This is a genomic window from Actinotalea ferrariae CF5-4, from assembly GCF_000603945.1.
GTDB lineage: Bacteria > Actinomycetota > Actinomycetes > Actinomycetales > Cellulomonadaceae > Actinotalea > Actinotalea ferrariae.
Genome location: NZ_AXCW01000005.1, coordinates 1 through 18,141, shown reverse-complemented (window position 1 = coordinate 18,141; position 18,141 = coordinate 1). Strand labels below are relative to the sequence as shown.

Here is an 18,141-nt window from a genome sequence, read left to right as displayed (position 1 = left end):
CAGCACGACGCGGGCCGGGCCTCTGCCTGTCCGACGTGAGGAGCGCTGCCGTGATCGTCCATCTCCGTGCCGCCGGGACGAGCGTCCTGCTGGACGCCCGCGGCGCCGCCGTCCCCGCCGTCGTGCACTGGGGCGCCGACCTCGGTGACCTCGACGAGGCGGCGGCCGAGCGGCTCGTCGACGCGCAGGTCCCGGCCGTCCCGCCGAGCGCGGTCGACGTGCCGTTCCGGCTGAGCCTGCTGCCGACGCTGCACGAGGCCTGGAGCGGTCGGCCCGGGGTGAGCGGATGGGTCGGCCACGAGGCCGGGTCGACGGGCTCGGCAGCGTCGGCGGGTTCGCGCTCGACAGAATTGCCGGGTCCGGGCTCGACTGAATGGCCGGGTTCGGCGCGCTCGACCGGCACCGCGGGTCCTGTGCGTCGTCCGCTGCCCCCGCTGCGGCTGCGGGACGTCGCGACCGAGCACTCCTCGGTCCGCCTGGACCTGACGGCCGACGGCGGGCTGCGGGTCACCACCGAGATCGAGCTCACCGCGCAGGGGGTGCTGCGGCTGCGGCACACGTGGGCCAACGAGGGCGACGCCCGGCTCGAGGTCGCGTCCCTCGACGCGGTGCTGCCGGTGCCGGAGCGCGCCGCCGAGGTCCTGGACTTCTCGGGGACGTGGGCGCACGAGCGGCGTCCGCAGCGGCACGCCGTCGGCGACGGAGTGTGGAGCCGGGAGGGCCGGCACGGGCGCCCGGGGCACGACCACCCGTTGCTCGTGGTGGCGGGGACACCCGGGTTCGGCTTCCGGTCCGGCGAGGTGTGGGGCCTGCACGTGGCGTGGAGCGGGGACACCCGGCACTGGGTCGAGCGCTCGACGCTCGGCCGGACGGTGCTGGGCGGGGGCGAGCTGCTCGCCCCCGGCGAGCTGAACCTGGGCCCCGGTGAGTCCTGGACGACCCCGTGGGTCGTCGCCGTGTGGTCCCGGGACGGGCTCGACGGGCTGTCCGCGCGGCTGCACCGGTGGGTGCGCGCGACGTCTCCGGTGCCGGGGGAGCGGCCCGTGACGCTGAACACGTGGGAGGCGGTCTACTTCGACCACGACCTGGAGCGGTTGGGGGCGCTCGCGGACGTCGCCGCCGAGGTTGGGGTGGAGCGGTTCGTGCTCGACGACGGCTGGTTCCGGGGGCGCGTGGACGACCGGCGCGCGCTCGGCGACTGGTTCGTCGACGAGCGGCGGTGGCCCGACGGGCTCCACCCGCTGGCGGAGCGTGTCACCGGGCTCGGCATGCAGCTCGGGCTGTGGGTCGAGCCGGAGATGGTGAGCCCCGACTCGGACGTCGCCCGCGCCCACCCCGAGTGGCTGCTGTCGGACGGTCCGACGTGGCGGCACCAGCACGTGCTGGACCTGCGGCGCGAGGACGCCAGGGCCCATGTGCTCGAGCGGCTCGACGCGCTGCTGGCCGAGTACCCGATCGCCTACCTCAAGTGGGACCACAACCGGGACCTGCTGACCGAGGGTGCTCACGGGCAGACGGCTGCTCTGTACGCGCTGCTGGACGAGCTGCGCCGGAGGCACCCGGGGGTCGAGGTCGAGTCGTGCGCGTCGGGCGGGGCTCGGGTGGACCTGGGCATCCTCGAGCGGGTCGACCGGTTCTGGACCTCCGACGACAACGACCCGATGGAGCGCCAGGCGATCCAGCGGTGGACCACGCTGCTGCTGCCGCCGGAGTACCTGGGCAGCCACGTCGGGCCGTCGCCGGCGCACACCACCGGGCGGGCGAGCGACCTGGGCTTCCGGCTCGTGACCGCGCTGTTCCTCAGCGCGGGGCTCGAGTGGGACCTCACGCGGGCGTCCGTCGCGGAGCGGGAGCACGTGCGTCGGTGGATCGAGGAGTACCGCGAGCTGCGGGGCCTGCTGCACAGCGGCACGGTGGTGCGGGTCGACGCGAGCGATCCGGCTGTCGAGGTGCACGGCGTCGTGGCCGAGGACCTCAGCGAGGCGGTCTTCGCGCACGTCGCGCTCGCCGCCCCGCGCGCGGCGCTGCCGGCGCCGGTCCGGTTCCCGGGCCTGGACCCCGACCGTGACTACGTGGTGCGGGTGCTGCCCATCGGCGACCCCCCGCGCACCCTCGAGCCCCGCCCTCCCGCGTGGCTGGAGGGGGACGGCTGGCTAGGTGGTCCGGGCACCCTGCTGGACGACGACGACCTCGTCCTCAGTGGTCGCCTGCTCGCGGAGGTCGGCCTCCCGGGCGCGCTCCTCCTGCCCGGGCAGGCGATGGTGTTCCACCTCGGGGCGTCCTGAGCTCGCGGCCGAAGCAACCGACGCGATCGGAGCTCAGAACGGAGGTTCGCCCAGGTGGTCTGGGTCGCCCAGGTCGTTCACGTCGCCCAGGTGGTCCGGGTCGCCCAGGTCGTTCACGTCGCACAGGTCAGTGCGTTCGTTGAAGTCGCGAGGGTCGCCTACGTCACTGGTGTCGCCGCGGGCCCTGCGGTCGCCGACGTCACCGGTCCCGCCCCTGTCCCTGGGGTCGCCGACGTCACCGGTCCCGCCCCGGTCACCCGGAGCGCCGGGAGCACGGCCCGGTCCACCCGGACGGTGGGGTCCGGCTCGTCCGTCCTCGTGTCGTGGCCATGACTCGCCGGGTGCCCGAACGGGGTCGCGCGCGTACGGCTTGCCGCGCGGTGAGATCCAGATGGTGACGCCGGACGCCGGGTCACGGCGAGGGCTCCAGGTGGTGTGCGTCTTGAGCCGGTGATGGTGGCGGCACAGTGCCGCGAGGTTGCTGCGCCTCGTCTGCGCGCCGGGCTCACGGGTGTCGTCGTAGGGGATGGTGTGGTCGAGGTCGCAGACCTCCGCGGTGATGCGGCAGCCGGGGAAGGTGCAGGTCACGTCGCGGGCCACGATGGCCGAGCGCAGGGAGTCCGGAGGGCGGTACCGGCTGCCGGCCTGCTCGAGCGCCTCCCCGGTGGCCGGGTCGGTGCGCTGGAAGTGCCACGTCGCCTCCTGCGCCAGCCGGCGCGCCAGGCTCGGCAGGACCGGCCCGTACCCGTCGAGATGACCGGGCGTCGTGGACGCCCCGGCCAGCGCGTCGGTGCTGATGGTGAGGGACAGCCGGGGTGCACGGCCCTTGCGCGTGCGGAGGACCTCCCCGTCGGGGGCCACGCCCCGGTCCAGGACTGCGGCGAGGACGTCCACGAGCGCGTCGGCCCGCCGTGCGTCGATGCCGCGAGGATCGTCCGGAGCGGCGGTGGCGGCCACGGCGTCGAGGGCTCGCATCGCCTTCACGGCCTCCACAGCGGGGAGGAACGCGCGGATCGTCGCCATGCAGTCCGCAGCCGGCTCGAGCACGACCGTCCGGTCCTCGCGTGCGCGACGGTGCCGGTGCTCGGCGGCGTCCGGGTCGATCTCCAGGACGGCTCGGCGGGCCGCGGCCCCGAGCTCGGGCGCCGTCAGACGGGAGGCCTCGGGGAGCAGCTGCTCGTGCACGCGCCGGGCCTCCACGCCGGACAGCATCCCCGTGTCGTGCAGGAGGACGTCGGCCTTGCGCACGGACAGCACGCCCTCGAGGAGTGCGTCGTGGACCTCGGGTGCCGCCGCGAGCTGCAGGGACCGGTCGAGGAGGACCTTCACCGCACGACCGGACGCGGCGAGCGTCCCGGCGACCTCGTCCTGGAGGCCCTTCTGGGCCCAGGTGGAGAGCTCCACCCGGCGGTGGAGCTCCTGGAGCACCCGCGCCTGCTGGGCGACGACCCACGCGGCCAGCCGGTCCCACGCACCGACTGCCTCCAGCAGGTCCTCGCTCGGGGCGTTCGCGACCCCGAGGTCCACCAGGTGGGCGGCGAGTGCCGGGCCGGGACGGGCCGCGGCGAGACGTGCCGCGTGCGGGTTCGCCAAGGCCCACCGCACGGCGATGTCCTGGCACGGGATGGACCGACCGGCGTGCGAGCGGGCATAGGCGAGGGCGGCCGCGACGTCGTCCTCCGCGGTCCGCTCCACCAGCACCCTGTCGAACATGTGTACGAGGCTATCGGCGACCACTGACACGTCTCGTTCGCGTCCGGCGTCACGGCCACGCTTCTCGGGATCGGCATCGCCCTCACCGTCGTCGGCCTGGCGCTCCGCAGCCGAGAGCGCGGACGGCGGCGGAGGAGGTAGCGATCACGGCGCCGACGCATCCACCGATCAGCCGCGCGCTGATGACGGACGCCGCGCCCCTGTCCCAGCGTGCGGTGTCGGTCAGGCGATGCCGCGGACCGCGTGGCGCAGAGCGATCACACCGTTGCCCAGACGCCGGTGGTCCAGCAGCTCGAGGTCGAGACGCACGTCCCGGGGCAGGGCCGGCTTGCCGCCGCCCACCGTCACGGGGCACAGGAGCAGGACGCACTCGTCGACCAGGCCGTGCCGGAACGCCTCCGCCGCGATCCCGGCACCGCCGATGCTCAGGTCCGAGGCGGACGTCTCCTTGAGCCGTCGCACCGCCTCGGGCTCGAAGCGCCGCTCGATCCTCGTCCGCGCTGTCGTCACCTCCGGGAGCGTCGAGGAGTAGACGATCTTGTCGGCGGCCCGCCAGATCCCCGCGTACTCGCGGACGACGGCCGGCTCGTCCGCCAACCAGTCGTCGTCCTCCCAGACGCGCATCGTCTCGTACATGCGGCGGCCGTAGAGCGACGTGCCGATCTGCCGCTCGTGCTCGTTCCAGAACGCATGCACCTCCTCGTCGGGCACCGACCAGTCGAAGGAACCGGTCACGTCCTCGAGGTAGCCGTCGAGCGACATGTTCGCCGCGTAGATCAGCGTGCCCATGGGTGCCTCCGCTCGGACGGGTCTCCAGCATCCACCTGTCACGGCGCATCAGCGAGGACGCGACCTCGGGTGTGTCCCCACGCTGTGAAGGTGGGGCCGGCGGCAGACTCTCCGACGTTCGGTCGTACCGATCAGACGACGACACAGGGGGCACGGACAGATGCGGACGAAGACATGGGCAGCGGTCTCGGCGGCGGTCCTGAGCACGGCGGTCCTGGGTGGCTGCAGTGCCGACGGCGAGCCTCAGGCAGAGGAGATCGAGGCGCCCCAGGCCAGTACCGCAGCCGAGGAGCCGTCCCCGGCCACGCCGCCCGACGACGGGGCTCCGGATGACGCCGCCGTCTGCGCCGCGTTCGGTGATGTGCTGACGATCGTGGAGAACGCCGACCTCGGCCTCGCCGGCGGCCGCATGGAGGCGCAGGAGCGTGACGGCTGGTACCAGCTGGCGACCCGCGTGCTCGACCGTCTGCCCTCGACCGGGGGGAGTGCCGTGCGCACCGCGATCGGCGAGCTGCAGGAGATCGCGCCGGCCGTCCCTGCCGGCGGGTACGCCGAGTCGACCGGTGTGCGCTCCCCCGAGTGGAACGACGCGGAAGGGCTCCTCGGCGCTGCCTGCGACGATCTCGGCGCTCCCCTGGCGATCACCGTCTTCACCGGGGGATGACACACGGGGCGATGACTGACCCACGGGGGGACGGCACACCGGGGGGATGGCACACCGGGGGACGGCGCACGGACCGCGCTCCGAGGCGCGCCCCTGATGCGGAGCCCGACCTAGGGCCGGACGCCGGCGGCCGCGTCCTCCACGACCGCTGCCCCGAGCCGCTCGACCTCCGCCGCCACCCCGAGCGGCCAGTCCTCGAAGGGCTCGGCCTCGACCCGCCGTCGGCTCCCGCCTCCCACGACGCGCCACACGCCGACGACGCGGCCGTCGTGGACGACCGTGGGCCGGAAGACGCCGTTCGCACCGGGGACGATCCGGTCGGCGTGCTCCGGCGCGACCGTGACGGACCGGTCGGCGTACCCGAGCACGATCTCGTCGAAGCCCGGCAGGAGCATCGTGCGTCGGGCGTCCTCCCGGTGGGTCTCGAGCCCCTCGAGGAGCGCCGGGTCCACGAGCAGCGACCGGCCGTCCAGGTCGAGCGTCGTCAGCCGGTCCGCCACCGCGGCGAGGCCGCGGCGCACCGGCCCGAGCGGCAGCCCGGTCCACCGCGCCAGGTCCTGGGCCGTGGCAGGACCGTGACCCCGGACGTACCGCAGCGCCAGCTCGGCGAACGCCTCCTCCTCGCCCAGGTCACGCCCCAGGACCCGACCGCCCGGGACCCAGGAGGACGTCAGCACGAACAGCTGCTCCCCGTCGCGGACCGGGCCGAGGCAGACCACGCCCGTCTGCGCCAGGAACGCCAGGAGGTGGTAGCCGGCCCCGGCCGCCGTCGGCAGACCTGCCTGGGCCCAGAGCGCGAGCACCTCCGCCCGTGCGAGCCCACGCCCGTCGGCGAGTGCGGCCTCCACGAGCGCCCCTCGCCGACGCGAGGTGGTCCTCCGTGAGCCCGAGCTGCCCCCGCCGGCGTGCCGCCGCCGTCCGGGGCCGCTCGGTCATGAGGGCGACCATCCACGGCAGGTCCTCCGCAGCCACCAGGTGCAGCGTCCCGCGCATGGGCCACGTCCGGACGACCTCGCCGGCGTCGAGCGCCCGGACGACGTCGGCGACGGTCCCGTCCGTCCGCAGCGCCACCGACCGCAGGGCACCGGGCAGGTCCTGGCCCTGCACGGCCGCGAGGTGCGCGACCGCCTCGCGAGCCGTGGCCGCGCGCGGGCCGGCCAGCCGCTGGGCGACCAGACGCAGCAGGGCGACGTCGTGCGCCGTCGTCGGGCGGGTGCTGTCCATCGGACGAGTGAAGCAGCCGACACCGACACGGCAGCGCGGCAGTCCCCAGGGCGCCTCGCGGAATGCAGGACACCTCTCGTCCGTTCCCCACGGACATGAGCGCAGCGATCATCGTCGACGTCTGGTCGGACGTCATCTGCCCGTGGTGCTACATCGGGAAGCGGCGCTTCGAGCGCGGGCTCGAGCTGTACCGGGAGCAGGGCGGCACGCTGGACGTGCAGGTCACGTACCACTCGTTCCTCCTCGCACCGGACACGCCGGTCGACTTCGACGGCTCCGTGGCGGACTTCCTCGCGGTGCACAAGGGCATGCCGCCCGAGCACGTCGACCGGATGCTCGAGCAGGTGACCGGCATCGCCGCCGCCGAGGGCCTGGCCTACCGGTTCGACACGGCGCAGCACACCACGACGCTCACCGCGCACGAGCTGCTCCACCACGCCGCCGCGCACGGTCTCCAGAACGCCATGGTCGAGCGCCTGTTCCGCGCCTACTTCGAGGAGGGTCGGCACGTGGGACGCGTCGAGGACCTCGTCGAGCTGGCCGCCGAGGTCGGGCTCGACCCGGGCGAGACGCGCGCGGCCCTGACCGACGGGCGCCACGCCGACGCCGTCGAGCAGGACTTCGCCCAGGCCCGGGCCTACGGGATCTCCGGGGTTCCGTTCACCGTGGTCGACGGGCGCTACGGCGTCTCGGGCGCGCAGGAGGCGGAGGTGTTCGCGCGGGCGCTCGCCCAGGCGGCCGCGGACCACCAGGCCGTGCCGGTCGGCGGGTCCGGCGCGTGAGCGGTCCGACGACGGCGCCCGTGGCCCACGACGGGGGCCCCGCGGCAGCCGCGCCGCCGGCGGACCGGCCGACGACGACGCCTCCCGCTGTGCCGACGACGGCGCCTCCTGCCGCTGTGCCGACGACGGCGCCTCCTGCCGCTGTGCCGCTCTTCACCGTCGGGCGGGGCGACGGCCTCGGCGGCCAGGGCGACGCCGTTGCCCTTCCCGGCCTGCAGATGGTCGGGAGCGACGGCCCGGGCTGCGTCGGCGACGTCTGCGCGGTCCCCGGACCTGCTGGTCCGCCCGACTGACCCTTCGGCCACCGGGTGTCGGTGGCGTGTGGTCGAATCGGAGACAGCGGCAACCCGGCACCCACCACCGACACCTCACCCGCGACATCCCACCCGCGACACCCCACCGACGACGCGCAGGAGCGACCCCATGCAGCACCGGTATCTCGGCAACAGCGGCCTGAAGATCTCCGAGATCACCTACGGGAACTGGCTGACGCACGGGTCGCAGGTGGAGAACGAGACCGCCGTGGAGTGCGTGCGCGCGGCGCTGGACGTCGGCATCAGCTCCTTCGACACCGCGGACGTCTACGCGAACACGGTCGCGGAGGAGGTGCTGGGCGACGCCCTGCGCGGGGAGCGCCGCGAGTCGCTGGAGATCTTCACCAAGGTCTACTGGCCGACCGGGCCCAAGGGCCACAACGACACCGGGCTGTCCCGCAAGCACATCATGGAGTCGATCCACGGCTCGCTGCGGCGCCTGGGCACCGACTACGTCGACCTCTACCAGGCGCACCGCTTCGACGTGGAGACGCCGCTGGAGGAGACGATGCAGGCGTTCGCCGACGTCGTCCGTCAGGGCAAGGCGCTGTACATCGGCGTGAGCGAGTGGACCGCGGACCAGATCCGGGCCGGCCACGCGCTGGCGAAGGACCTCGGCATCCAGCTCATCTCGAACCAGCCGCAGTACTCGATGCTGTGGCGGGTCATCGAGGCCGAGGTGGTGCCCGCGTCGGAGGAGGTCGGCGTCTCCCAGATCGTGTGGTCACCGGTCGCGCAGGGCGTACTCACCGGCAAGTACCAGCCGGGCCGGTCCGCGCCCGCGGGGAGCCGTGCCGCCGACGACAAGGGCGGCGCAGACATGATCAAGCGCTTCATGGACGACGAGGTGCTGACGGGCGTGCAGGCGCTCAAGCCGATCGCCGACGACCTGGGGATCACCATGGCGCAGCTCGCGATCGCCTGGGTGCTGCAGAACCCCAACGTGGCCGCCGCGATCATCGGCGCCTCGCGCCCCGACCAGGTGCGCGACAACGTCCGGGCGTCCGGCGTCCAGCTGGACGAGTACGTCATGGCCGCGATCGACGACGCCGTCGGGCACCTCGCCGAGCGCGACCCCAGCCGCACGCAGGTGCCGCCCACGCGCGTCGCCTGACGTCGGACGCGCCGACCCCGCGCGTCACGCGACCGCGACGCACCGACCCCGCGCGTCGCCGGAGCGCCGACGCGCGGGGTGGAGCGCCGGCCACGAGGACCGGACGTCAGAGCTGGTTCTGCCGGGTGACCGCGCGCGCGGTCTCCAGCGCGTCGGAGACCGACCGCATGTAGACCGCCGAGAGCTCCTCGGGCTGGAAGCCCGCCGCGATGACCATGAGGGTGTCGGCGCGCTCGTGCGCCCGGACGGCGTGGAGCACGTTGCCGAGCTCGCCCGACTCGTACCGCACCGCGTCGGCGACCGCCGGGGAGACGCCCACCTTCTCGACGACGACCGAGGCGGGGATCCCCAGCTGCTCCGACAGGGCCGAGAGCATGCCGACGGTGTAGGCCGCGGAGTCCTGCGCGAGCGTCTCGCACGTCAGCGCCCGCGCGAGGATCAGCCAGAGGCTGTCCATGGCGTCGGGGCGGGCGTCGAGCATGAGCGCGGACACCAAGGTCCGGAGCTCCTTGACCCCCACCAGCACGACCGCCTGGCTGACCGTGTCGACGCTGTGCCGCAGCGCGAACGCGCCGCTGTTGACCAGGTGCAGCACGCGGAGCACCAGCACGGGGTCGGTGTCGATCACCTGGGAGATCGCGCCGAAGTCCGGCTCCTCCTCGTGCAGCAGGTGCAGCAGCGCCAGGCACTGCGCCTCGCCCGCCCGGAACACGCGCGTCGTGCCCTCCGCGGGAGCCGCCTCGGCGGGGGCCGCCGACGTGCCGACGAGCCCGTCCACCCCCGCGGCCCGGCACTCGTCCTCCGCCGCGCGGTCCGTCAGACCCGTCACGAGGACGCGCGCCTGGCCCGCGTGCGCCGCGTGGACGAGCGGCGCGAGCGGACCGGATGCGTGCCTGACGAGGACGAACGACAGCTGGGGGAGGAGGGGGTCCTGCGCCGGCTCCCCGCGGTAGCCGTCGAGCGCGAGCTGCATGCCGAGGCCGCGCAGGGCGGCGGCGCGCGTGGCGGCGTCCGCCGTCAGCTCGAAGCCGGCCGGCAGCGTCAGCACGAGGCGGCCCGGGACGACGGGCGTCGGGACGAAGCCCTCGAGCATGAGGGGAGTGGCGGGGAGCAGCACGAAGCGGTCCGCCACCAGGTTCGGGAGGTCGAGGGCCAGGTACGCGTCGTGCAGGCGCTGGGCGTCGTCGGACGCATCCGGCCCGGGGTCGAGGCTCACCGTGACCGAGTACCCGACGACGTGCCCGTCGAGCGTCACGACAGGGCGACGGTGCACGGTGCCGGGCACGGTGGCTGCCGTCGGGTGCCCTCCCGCGCCGGTGGACGGGTCGAGGCCCCCGGTCGGGGCGGGCTGCGAGGACGGCTGCACGGTGACTCCTGCCGGGACGGGTGGTGGTGTCGTCGACCCCATCGGCGCCGACGGTGGCCTCATGACAGGTCCGGGCCGTCGAGACGATCGAGGTCCCGTCAGGCCGCGGACTCCTGGGCGCCCAGGGGCGCGCGCAAGGGCCACTCGTCGCTGTCGAGCACGACCTGCAGGGCCGCCCCGGTGGTCGGGTTGACCACGACCGGGGCGAGGAGGTTCGCCGTCGGCGGCATGCCGTCCTGACCGGGGTGGACGACGACCAGGAGGACGGGCTCGGTCTCGCCGTCGCCGGCGTCGCCGACCCCGAGGGTGCCGAGGGTCTCGGCGTCGAGACGGGGGGCGTACTGCGGGAAGTACGGGAGCGGAGGCACGACGAACAGGCGCACGCCCGGGTCGTCGTCGCTGCGCAGGGCGAACAGGAAGCCGACGTCGTCCAGCGGGCTGAGCGTGAAGCGCCGCAGGTCGAGCATGCCGGGCGGCGGCGCCGCGAACTCGAGGCGCTCGGGGACGTCCCGGCCGGTCGTGGTGGCCACGGAGACGAGGACGCTCATCGCAGGAAGTCCATGAGGCTCGGCTGGAGCACCCGCGAGGTGGCCCCGAGGGCTGCCTGGTAGGAGACCTCCTGCGACTGGAGCTCCACGATGACGGCCGCGAAGTCGATGTCCTCCACCTCGGCGATCGATCCCTTCAGGTCCATGAGCGACTTCTCGATCCCCTGCTGCGCGTCCATGACCTGCCGGTGCCGGGTGCCGACGCCCGCCAGCTCGCCGAGCATCGCCTCCATCCGGGTGTCGATCGCTGACAGGTGCTGGGCGACGTCACCGCCGGCGCGCAGGTCCGCGGCGATCCGGTCGAGGACCTCGAAGACGGTCGAGCCGGGAGCCCCGAAGGCCGCCGACCCGTCCACGTCCACGCGGACGACGGCGTCGGGCGCGAGGCGCCGCTCGACGGTGCCCTCGCCGCCGGTGAAGGCGTAGACGGGCGGCGTCGCCGGCGGCCCGGCGGTCGCGGGCGTCATGGTGAACGCCGACCCGGCGCCACTGGTCCCCGCGAACACCGAGCGTCCGAGGTAGGTGGTGTTGGCCTGCGACAGGAGCGCGTCGCGCAGGCCCTCGATCTCCATCGCGATCGCCTGCCGGGCCTGCTGGCCCGCGGCGCCGTTCGCGCCCTGGACCGTGAGGTCACGCGCCCGGCGCAGGGAGCCGAGCGAGGTGGTCAGCGCGCTGTCAATCGTCGTGAGCCAGGCGGCGCCGTCGGACGCGTTGCGGGCCGCCTGCTCGACGCCGCGCTTGTCCGCCCGCAGCTGGAGGGCCTGGGCGGTGCCGGCGGGGTCGTCGGACGGCTTGGTGATCACCTTGCCGCTGGACAGCTTGCCCTGCAGACCGGACATGCGGTCGAGGTTGAGCTGGAGGTTGGCGAGGGTGGACCGCTGCACGGTCTGGTGGGTCACCCGGTTGATCACGGTGCGTTACCTCCCGACCAGGCCTGTGCGGTTGATGAGGACGTCGAGCATCTCGTCGACCGCGGTGAGGACCCGCGCCGCGCCCTCGTAGGCGCGCTGCGTGGCCAGCATCATCACGGTCTCCTCGTCGAGATCGACCGAGGCCTGCGAGAGCTGAAGGTTCTGGGACGTCGCGCGCGCCGTCTCGGTGATGGTCGCCCGCTGCTCGGCCGCCCGGGTGCGGACGCCGAGGTCCACGACGAACGAGCGCCAGACGAGGTCGGGGCTGCCTGCCTCCAGGCCGAGGCCCGACAGCCTCTGCGCCCAGGAGCCGTCCAGCGCGCCCTGACCCGGTGCCGCGGCGGCGACCTGTCGCGGGTCCGTGACGGCGATGCTGAGGCTGGCGGCGGGCCGGGCCGGGTCGTAGGCGAAGAAGGCCTGGCCGGTCCCGCCGTCCTGGTCGATGCCGGTCGCGTGGACGGCGTTGACCGTGTCCGCCAGGGCGGACGCCACCTGGTTCCAGGTCTGCGCGGCGCCGGCCAGCAGCCCACGGTCCGACAGGTCCGTGAGGTGGCTCGCGAGGCGGCCGGAACCCGGGTCCAGGCGCGTCCCCGTGTTCCTCCACTCGAGGTGGACCGGGTCCGACGACGTCCCGGGGCCCATCTCGTAGCTGCCGCGGGTGACGACCTCGTTGGCCTGGACGCCGCGGACGAGCGCGTTGCCGCCGACCATGACGTCGACGGTGCCGTCCTCGCGGTGGCGCGCCTCGGCGCCGACGAGCCCGGAGAGCTTGGTGATCGCGAGGTCCCGCCGGTCCATGAGCTCGTTCGCCGAGCCTCCGGAGACGAGGATCGACCGGATCTGCTCGTTGAGGTTCGCGACCTCCGCGGCGGTCGAGTTCACCTCGGTGACGAGGGTGTCCGTCTCCGTGCGCATCTGGCTCCACTGCGTCTCGACCGACCGGTACCCGGCGGCGATCTGCGCGCGCACCGTCTCGGCGGCACCGAGCACGACCTTGCGCGCCGCGGCGTCGTCGGGCCGGTTGGCCACGTCCTCCCAGGCCGCCCAGTACTCCTGCAGCGAGGCGGAGAAGCCGGTGGCCGAGGGCTCGGTGAGCGTGGACTGCAGCCGGTCCAGCGACTGCGCCTGGGCCTTCTGGAACGCCGCGGTCCCGGTCTCCGCCCGGACGCGCGCGTCGAGGAACACGTCGCCGAGGCGGGCGATGTCCGTCACCTTGACGCCGTTGCCGGCCGCGAGCTGGTTGGAGAACATCGTCGGCGCCGTGAGCGCCTCGACGGACTGCAGGTTGGCCCGCTGGCGGGTGTAGCCGACGGTGTTGGCATTGGCGATGTTCTGGCCCGCGACGTCCAGCGCCTGACGCTGGGCGATGAGGGAGGAGAGCGCGGTGCTCAGTCCGGAGAAGGTGCTCACGCCGTCCTCACAGGGCCTGGTCGAGGAGCTGGACGCTGCCGGTGGCGCCGGTGGCGGCCCCCGTCGGGTCGTAGGTGCGGACCGAGTCCTGCAGCGTCATGAGCGTCTCCTGCGTGGCCCGGTGCGACGTGGAGAGGAGCTCGCGGTTGGCGACCGCGAGGGCGTTGATCTGGTCGGTCAGGTCGACGAACGCCTGGTGGTGGTCGCGCAGGAGCGCGTCCCAGGGCGCCGGGGCCCGCTGGGCGAGGGCGAGGAGGCTGCTGCCCTCCTCCAGCCCGAGCTCCAGCGCGGCGTCCTCCGCCTCGATCGCGCGCCCGAGCTCCACGCCGCGGATCTGGTCCAGGACGCTCTCCACCTCGCGGGTCGCGTGGCCGAGCCACTGGGACTTGCCGCTGGTGAGGATGAGCTGCTCCTCCTCGAGCTTGAACAGCAGCAGCTCGAGGAGCTGGCGCTCGCGCCACAGCACCCCGGACAGCTCGTTCAGACCCATCGACCGTCTCCTCCTGTCGGGCGCGGGGCGACCACGCCGTGTCAACAGGCTCTATCGGACGGTTGAGCGGTCCTGTGATGAATTGCCCTGCGGCCCGCCCCTCTGGCGGACACCCCACGACGGACGGGGGGCGGCATGTGGGCCGAACGGGTGAGTCGGCTGAGTGTGACGTACGTCACGTTAAGGTGGGCGCCGCACCCGGGATGTCCGTATTGGGAAACGGACACACCGGGACATCGCCGGACAGGTCGCTGAACTGCAGGAATGTGATTTGGCCGACATGTCCCGGGGCCTGGTTCTTCACCCGTCGGCGGGTCTCAAGTGGAGCTCGGGGCGCCCCGAAAACTCGTCCATGGCTCCCACGGCTCCCACCCAGCACCCGACGAACGGGCTCGTCACCGAGAACCTCGCTCTCGTCGGCTACCACGTGAACGCGATGCTGGCCCGCGTTCCCAGCTACGTGTCGCGTAGCGACCTCGTCTCGGCCGGGCACCTCGCCCTGGTCCGCGCCGCCCGCTCCTACGACGAGACGACGGGCGTCCCCTTCGCCCGCTACGCCGCGCTGCGGATCCGCGGCGCGCTCGTCGACGAGCTGCGCAGCATGGACTGGGTCTCCCGCGGCGCCCGGCAGCGTGCCCGCCGGATCACCACCCTCACCGACGAGCTGACCGGCACCCTGGGCCGCGCCCCGATGCGGCACGAGCTCGCCGAGGCCATGGGTGTCGCGGTCGAGGAGGTCGACGCCGCCCGCGGTGACGCCGAGACGCGCGTCCTGTCCATCGAGGGCTTCGACGGCTCGATCGCCGACACGGTCGCCTCCACGACGATGGGCCCGGAGGAGGCCCTCCTCGTCAACGAGCGCCTCCAGTTCCTCGGCGCCGGCGTGGCCGCGCTGCCGGAGCGTCTGCGCTACGTCGTGGAGCAGCTCTTCTTCCACGACCGCCCCGTCTCGGAGCTCGCCGACGAGCTCGGTGTCACGCAGTCGCGGATCAGCCAGCTGCGCACCGAGGCGCTGGGCCTGCTCAAGGACGGCATCAACGCGAGCCTCGACCCCGACCTCGTGCCGTCGGCCGAGCGCCCCGAGGGCGTCGCCGAGCGCCGTCGTCGGGCGTACTTCGCGCAGGTCGCGGCGCGTGCCGCAGCGGCGACGACGGCGGCCACGGTCGCCCAGGTGCCGACGCAGTGCACCCCCGACCACGACATGGTCGAGACGCTGCTGCCGAAGGTCGCGCAGCACCGCGTCGCCGTCTGAGGACCCGCAGCCCCCGGGCTGCCACAACGGAGCTTGTTGAGCGGCTGGAGCCGCCGGTCAGCAGGTGCCAGGCGAGGGCCGTACCCACGAGGGTGCGGCCCTTGTCATGTGCCGGGCTGCCTCGGCCGCCCCACTCCCGCGGCCCGCCCCTCCCGTGCCCCGCCACTCCCGTGCCCCGCCACTCCCGTGAAGGGTTGGTCCGGCTGGGCGCCACCAACCCTCCACCGAGCGCGGTGCCGAGGTGGAGAAGGCGCTCGGGCCATCCCCATCGCGGCACTCCCTCGCAGACGTCGCCGGCACGAGTCCCGTGAAGGGTTGGTCCGGCTGGGGGCGACCAACCCTTCACCGAGCGGCGGTGCCGAGGTGGAGAGGGGCTCCGGCCCTTCCCATCGCGGCACCCCGTCGCCGGTGCCGCACGCACGAGTCCCGTGAAGGGTTGGTCCGGCTGGGGGCGACGAACTCTTCACTCAGCGTGGTGCCGAGGTGCCTCACTGCCGGGTCGGCGTCCACAGCCGGCCGTGCGGCGGGCGGTTCCACGGGTGGAGCGGCCCGACGGCGTCGTCGGGCGCCGGCTCGCGCAGGGTCGCGACCATGCCCCGCACCGAGGTCCTCGACGCCGTCCGCGCGCTGGCGGCGAGCTCGTCCTGGCCCGCAACGCGATCACCCGTCTCGCCGACGACGCCGCCGACATCGACCTCGTCCGCGCCTCCCAGCGCCTGAGCCTCATCGCCTCGGAGCTGCAGGAGGGCGTCATGAAGACGCGCATGCAGCCCATCGAGCACGTCTGGTCCAAGGTGCCGCGCATGGTGCGCGACCTGGCCGCCGCGTGCGACCGCCAGGTGCGCCTGGAGATGGTCGGCGGGGACACGGAGCTGGACCGCAGCCTCCTCGAGGCGATCAAGGACCCGCTGACCCACCTCATCCGCAACGCGGTCGACCACGGCATCGAGCCGGCGGCGGAGCGCGTCGCGGCGCGCAAGAACGCGGCCGGGCTCCTGACGCTGCGCGCCTACCACGCCGGCGGCCAGGTGGTCGTGGAGGTCATCGACGACGGCAAGGGCATCGACCCCGAGCGGGTCGCCGCCAAGGCCGTCGAGCGGGGCCTGCGCACCGCACGCCAGGTCTCGGCCATGGCGCCCGCCGAGCTGCTCCAGCTGCTGTTCCTGCCCGGGTTCTCCACGGCCGAGGCGGTCACCAACGTCTCCGGCCGCGGCGTCGGGATGGACGTGGTCCGCACGAAGATCGAGGCGATCGGCGGGACGGTGGACGTCGAGTCCGTCGTCGGCCGGGGCACGACGTGGCGCCTGCGGATCCCGCTGACGCTCGCGATCATGCCCGCGCTGACGGTCGAGTGCGACGGTCAGCGCTACGCGATCCCGCAGGTGAGCATGCTCGAGCTGGTCGCCCTCGACACCGGCGCGGCCGGTGCCGGCGGCATCGAGCACGTGCGCTCCGCGGCGGTCTACCGGCTGCGCGGGGAGCTGCTCCCGCTCGTGGACCTGCGCGACGTGTTCGGCGCGCCCGAGCGGCCGACGGACGCCTCGACGGTCATCGCCGTCCTCCAGGCCGACACCCTGCGCTTCGGCCTGGTGGTCGACCGCGTCCTCAACACCGAGGAGATCGTCGTCAAGCCGCTGTCGCCCCGCCTCAAGGCGATCGGGCTGTACGCGGGCGCGACGCTCCTGGGCGACGGCCGCGTCTCCCTCATCCTCGACGTGCAGGCGATCGGCCGGCGCTGCATGGGCGTCGAGGTCGTCGACGCCGAGCGCAGCGCCACCGCCGCCGACGCGGTGCACCGCGAGACGGTGCAGGTCCTCGTCGCCGGGATCGGCGGCGACCGGCGGGTCGCGATCCCCCTGGCCGTGGTCACGCGCCTGGAGACGCTGCCCGCGGCGATGCTCGAGCACGTCGGCGGGCGCGAGGTCGTGCAGTACCGCGGGTCCATCACCCCGGTCGTGCGCCTGGACCGCCTGCTCGGCTCGATGGTCACCGACCGCGACGAGCTCACCGTGGTCGTCTCGACCCGCGGGGACCGCAGCGTGGCGATCGTGGTCGAGGAGATCGTGGACATCGTCGACGACGACGCCGCGGCGCACTCCGACCTCGGCGACCACGGGCTGGTCGGCTCGACCGTCCTCAAGGACCGCGTCACCGAGCTGCTCGACGTGCGGTCCGCGATCGCGGCCGTCGACCCCCTGTTCTACGCGGAGGCGCCGACGCCCGGCTCGGGAGGGCTCACCCCCGCGGACATGGTGGCCCTGACCGCGCTGGCGGACGCCGGCGCCCATGACGTCCTCGCGGGAGGTGTGCGATGAGCCGGCAGCTGGCGACGTTCGTGCTGGACGGTGCGCGCTACGGCGTGGACGTCCTCAAGGTGCAGGAGGCCCTGCGGTCGCAGGTCCGCACGCCGGTCCCGCACGCCCCCGACGGGGTGGCGGGCCTGGTGAACCTGCGCGGCCAGGTCGTCCTCACGGTGGACCTGCGCACCCGCCTCGGGCTGGAGCCCCTCGCTGCCGACGCCGAGCCGATGATGGTCGTCGTCCAGGTGGACGGCGAGCCGGTCAGCCTCCTCGTCGACGAGATCGGCGACGTCATCGACGTCGACGACGAGCAGTTCGAGGCGCCCCCGGAGACCCTCGACCCCGCCCTGCGGGACGTCATCCTCGGCGCCTACAAGCTCGAGACCGGTCTGCTCCTCGCGCTCGACGTCACCCGGGCCACCGCGGCCTGACCCCTCGCACGCCCCCCTCGCACGCCCCCTCCGTCCGGCAGGTCCGGCGTCCGACCCGAAGGCAGGTCCCCGTGTCACGCATCAGAGTCCTGGTGGTGGACGACTCCGTCGTCATCCGCCGGCTCGTGACCGACGCGCTGTCGTCGGACCCGGCGATCGAGGTCGTGGGCGTCGCCGCCAACGGGCAGATCGCGCAGAACAAGGTCGAGCAGCTCCAGCCGGACGCCGTCACCATGGACATCGAGATGCCGGTGTGCGACGGCATCCAGGCGGTCCGGGAGCTGCGTCGCAGCGGCTTCCGGCGGCCGATCGTCATGTTCTCCACACTGACCGAGCGCGGCGCCACCGCGACGCTCGACGCGCTCGCGGCCGGCGCGGACGACTACGTCACCAAGCCGGCGAACGTCGGCAGCGTGCAGCAGGCCATGGCGCAGGTCGCCGGCGAGCTCATCCCGCGGATCAAGGCGCTCGTGCCCCGGCCCGCCGGCACCCCGACGACGGCGCCGTCCGGGTCGGCCCGGCCGGTGGCCCCGCCCCCGGCGCCCAAG

The 18,141-nt window shown here is 73.9% G+C and carries 16 protein-coding genes and 2 pseudogenes; 9 read left to right on the top strand and 9 right to left on the bottom strand.

Annotated features, from left to right (window positions below; genetic code table 11):
- Positions 1-50: 50 nt before the first annotated feature.
- Positions 51-2,285 (top strand): alpha-galactosidase, encoded by a 2,235-nt coding sequence (locus tag N866_RS01285; RefSeq protein WP_034221547.1) that lies wholly within the window; start codon positions 51-53, stop codon positions 2,283-2,285.
- A gap of 33 nt (positions 2,286-2,318) precedes the next feature.
- Here N866_RS01285 and N866_RS01280 read toward each other — a convergent pair whose 3' ends face one another.
- Complete coding sequence (locus N866_RS01280) at positions 2,319-3,998, bottom strand: HNH endonuclease signature motif containing protein (RefSeq protein ID WP_034221545.1); 1,680 nt, start codon at positions 3,996-3,998, stop codon at positions 2,319-2,321.
- A gap of 222 nt (positions 3,999-4,220) precedes the next feature.
- A complete protein-coding gene (locus N866_RS01275; protein ID WP_034221542.1) occupies positions 4,221-4,787 on the bottom strand; it encodes a dihydrofolate reductase family protein in 567 nt (188 codons plus the stop codon).
- Between the two features lie 160 nt (positions 4,788-4,947).
- On the opposite strand from N866_RS01275, the gene N866_RS01270 reads away from it, so the two are divergent.
- On the top strand, positions 4,948-5,451 hold the full coding sequence (locus tag N866_RS01270; RefSeq protein ID WP_034221539.1) for a hypothetical protein: 504 nt from the start codon (positions 4,948-4,950) through the stop codon (positions 5,449-5,451).
- A 110-nt stretch (positions 5,452-5,561) separates the two neighbouring features.
- Here the strand turns inward: N866_RS01270 and N866_RS22315 are convergent.
- Both N866_RS22315 and N866_RS22745 read right to left on the bottom strand, forming a co-directional pair.
- Positions 5,562-6,329, bottom strand: a pseudogene (locus N866_RS22315) (DNA glycosylase AlkZ-like family protein); the annotation flags it as partial.
- Between the two features lie 25 nt (positions 6,330-6,354).
- A pseudogene (locus N866_RS22745) lies at positions 6,355-6,675 on the bottom strand (DNA glycosylase AlkZ-like family protein); the annotation flags it as partial.
- A 95-nt stretch (positions 6,676-6,770) separates the two neighbouring features.
- Here N866_RS22745 and N866_RS01260 point away from each other — a divergent pair.
- The 3 genes from N866_RS01260 (at position 6,771) to N866_RS01255 (ending at position 8,885) form a co-directional block, all read left to right on the top strand.
- Complete coding sequence (locus N866_RS01260) at positions 6,771-7,457, top strand: DsbA family oxidoreductase (RefSeq protein WP_034221536.1); 687 nt, start codon at positions 6,771-6,773, stop codon at positions 7,455-7,457.
- A gap of 143 nt (positions 7,458-7,600) precedes the next feature.
- Positions 7,601-7,750 carry a hypothetical protein gene (locus N866_RS21235; RefSeq protein WP_162177282.1) on the top strand — a complete coding sequence of 50 codons (150 nt, stop codon included), beginning with the start codon at positions 7,601-7,603 and terminating at the stop codon, positions 7,748-7,750.
- 130 nt (positions 7,751-7,880) lie between these two features.
- Positions 7,881-8,885: an aldo/keto reductase family protein gene (locus N866_RS01255; protein WP_034221534.1), complete on the top strand. Its 1,005-nt coding sequence runs from the start codon at positions 7,881-7,883 to the stop codon at positions 8,883-8,885.
- Positions 8,886-8,991: 106 nt separating this feature from the next.
- Here the strand turns inward: N866_RS01255 and N866_RS01250 are convergent, their stop codons facing one another.
- From N866_RS01250 to flgN, 5 genes are all read right to left on the bottom strand, one after another.
- Positions 8,992-10,251, bottom strand: a complete 1,260-nt coding sequence (locus N866_RS01250; protein ID WP_034221531.1) for an HDOD domain-containing protein — start codon at positions 10,249-10,251, stop codon at positions 8,992-8,994.
- A 98-nt stretch (positions 10,252-10,349) separates the two neighbouring features.
- Positions 10,350-10,799 (bottom strand): flagellar assembly protein FliW, encoded by a 450-nt coding sequence (locus N866_RS01245; protein WP_034221528.1) that lies wholly within the window; start codon positions 10,797-10,799, stop codon positions 10,350-10,352.
- On the bottom strand, positions 10,796-11,698 hold the full coding sequence (gene flgL / locus N866_RS01240) for a flagellar hook-associated protein FlgL (RefSeq protein ID WP_245612321.1): 903 nt from the start codon (positions 11,696-11,698) through the stop codon (positions 10,796-10,798). The genes N866_RS01245 and flgL overlap by 4 nt, the downstream gene beginning before the upstream one ends.
- Before the next feature lie 18 nt (positions 11,699-11,716).
- Positions 11,717-13,120, bottom strand: coding sequence for a flagellar hook-associated protein FlgK (gene flgK / locus N866_RS01235; protein ID WP_034221523.1), 1,404 nt, complete (start codon positions 13,118-13,120; stop codon positions 11,717-11,719).
- 7 nt (positions 13,121-13,127) lie between these two features.
- Positions 13,128-13,610, bottom strand: a complete 483-nt coding sequence (gene flgN, locus N866_RS01230; RefSeq protein ID WP_034221520.1) for a flagellar export chaperone FlgN — start codon at positions 13,608-13,610, stop codon at positions 13,128-13,130.
- A gap of 352 nt (positions 13,611-13,962) precedes the next feature.
- Between flgN and N866_RS01225 the strand changes: the two genes are divergently transcribed.
- From N866_RS01225 to N866_RS01210, 4 genes are all read left to right on the top strand, one after another.
- Positions 13,963-14,862 (top strand): sigma-70 family RNA polymerase sigma factor, encoded by a 900-nt coding sequence (locus tag N866_RS01225; protein ID WP_081802223.1) that lies wholly within the window; start codon positions 13,963-13,965, stop codon positions 14,860-14,862.
- 539 nt (positions 14,863-15,401) lie between these two features.
- Entirely contained in the window at positions 15,402-17,177 is a 1,776-nt protein-coding gene (locus tag N866_RS01220) for a chemotaxis protein CheA (RefSeq protein WP_245612320.1), read from the top strand.
- Positions 17,174-17,593, top strand: coding sequence for a chemotaxis protein CheW (locus N866_RS01215; RefSeq protein ID WP_034221519.1), 420 nt, complete (start codon positions 17,174-17,176; stop codon positions 17,591-17,593). Before N866_RS01220 ends, N866_RS01215 begins: the two co-directional genes overlap by 4 nt.
- 71 nt (positions 17,594-17,664) lie before the next feature.
- Positions 17,665-18,141: response regulator (locus N866_RS01210; RefSeq protein WP_034221582.1), on the top strand; the 477-nt coding region annotated here is incomplete at its 3' end.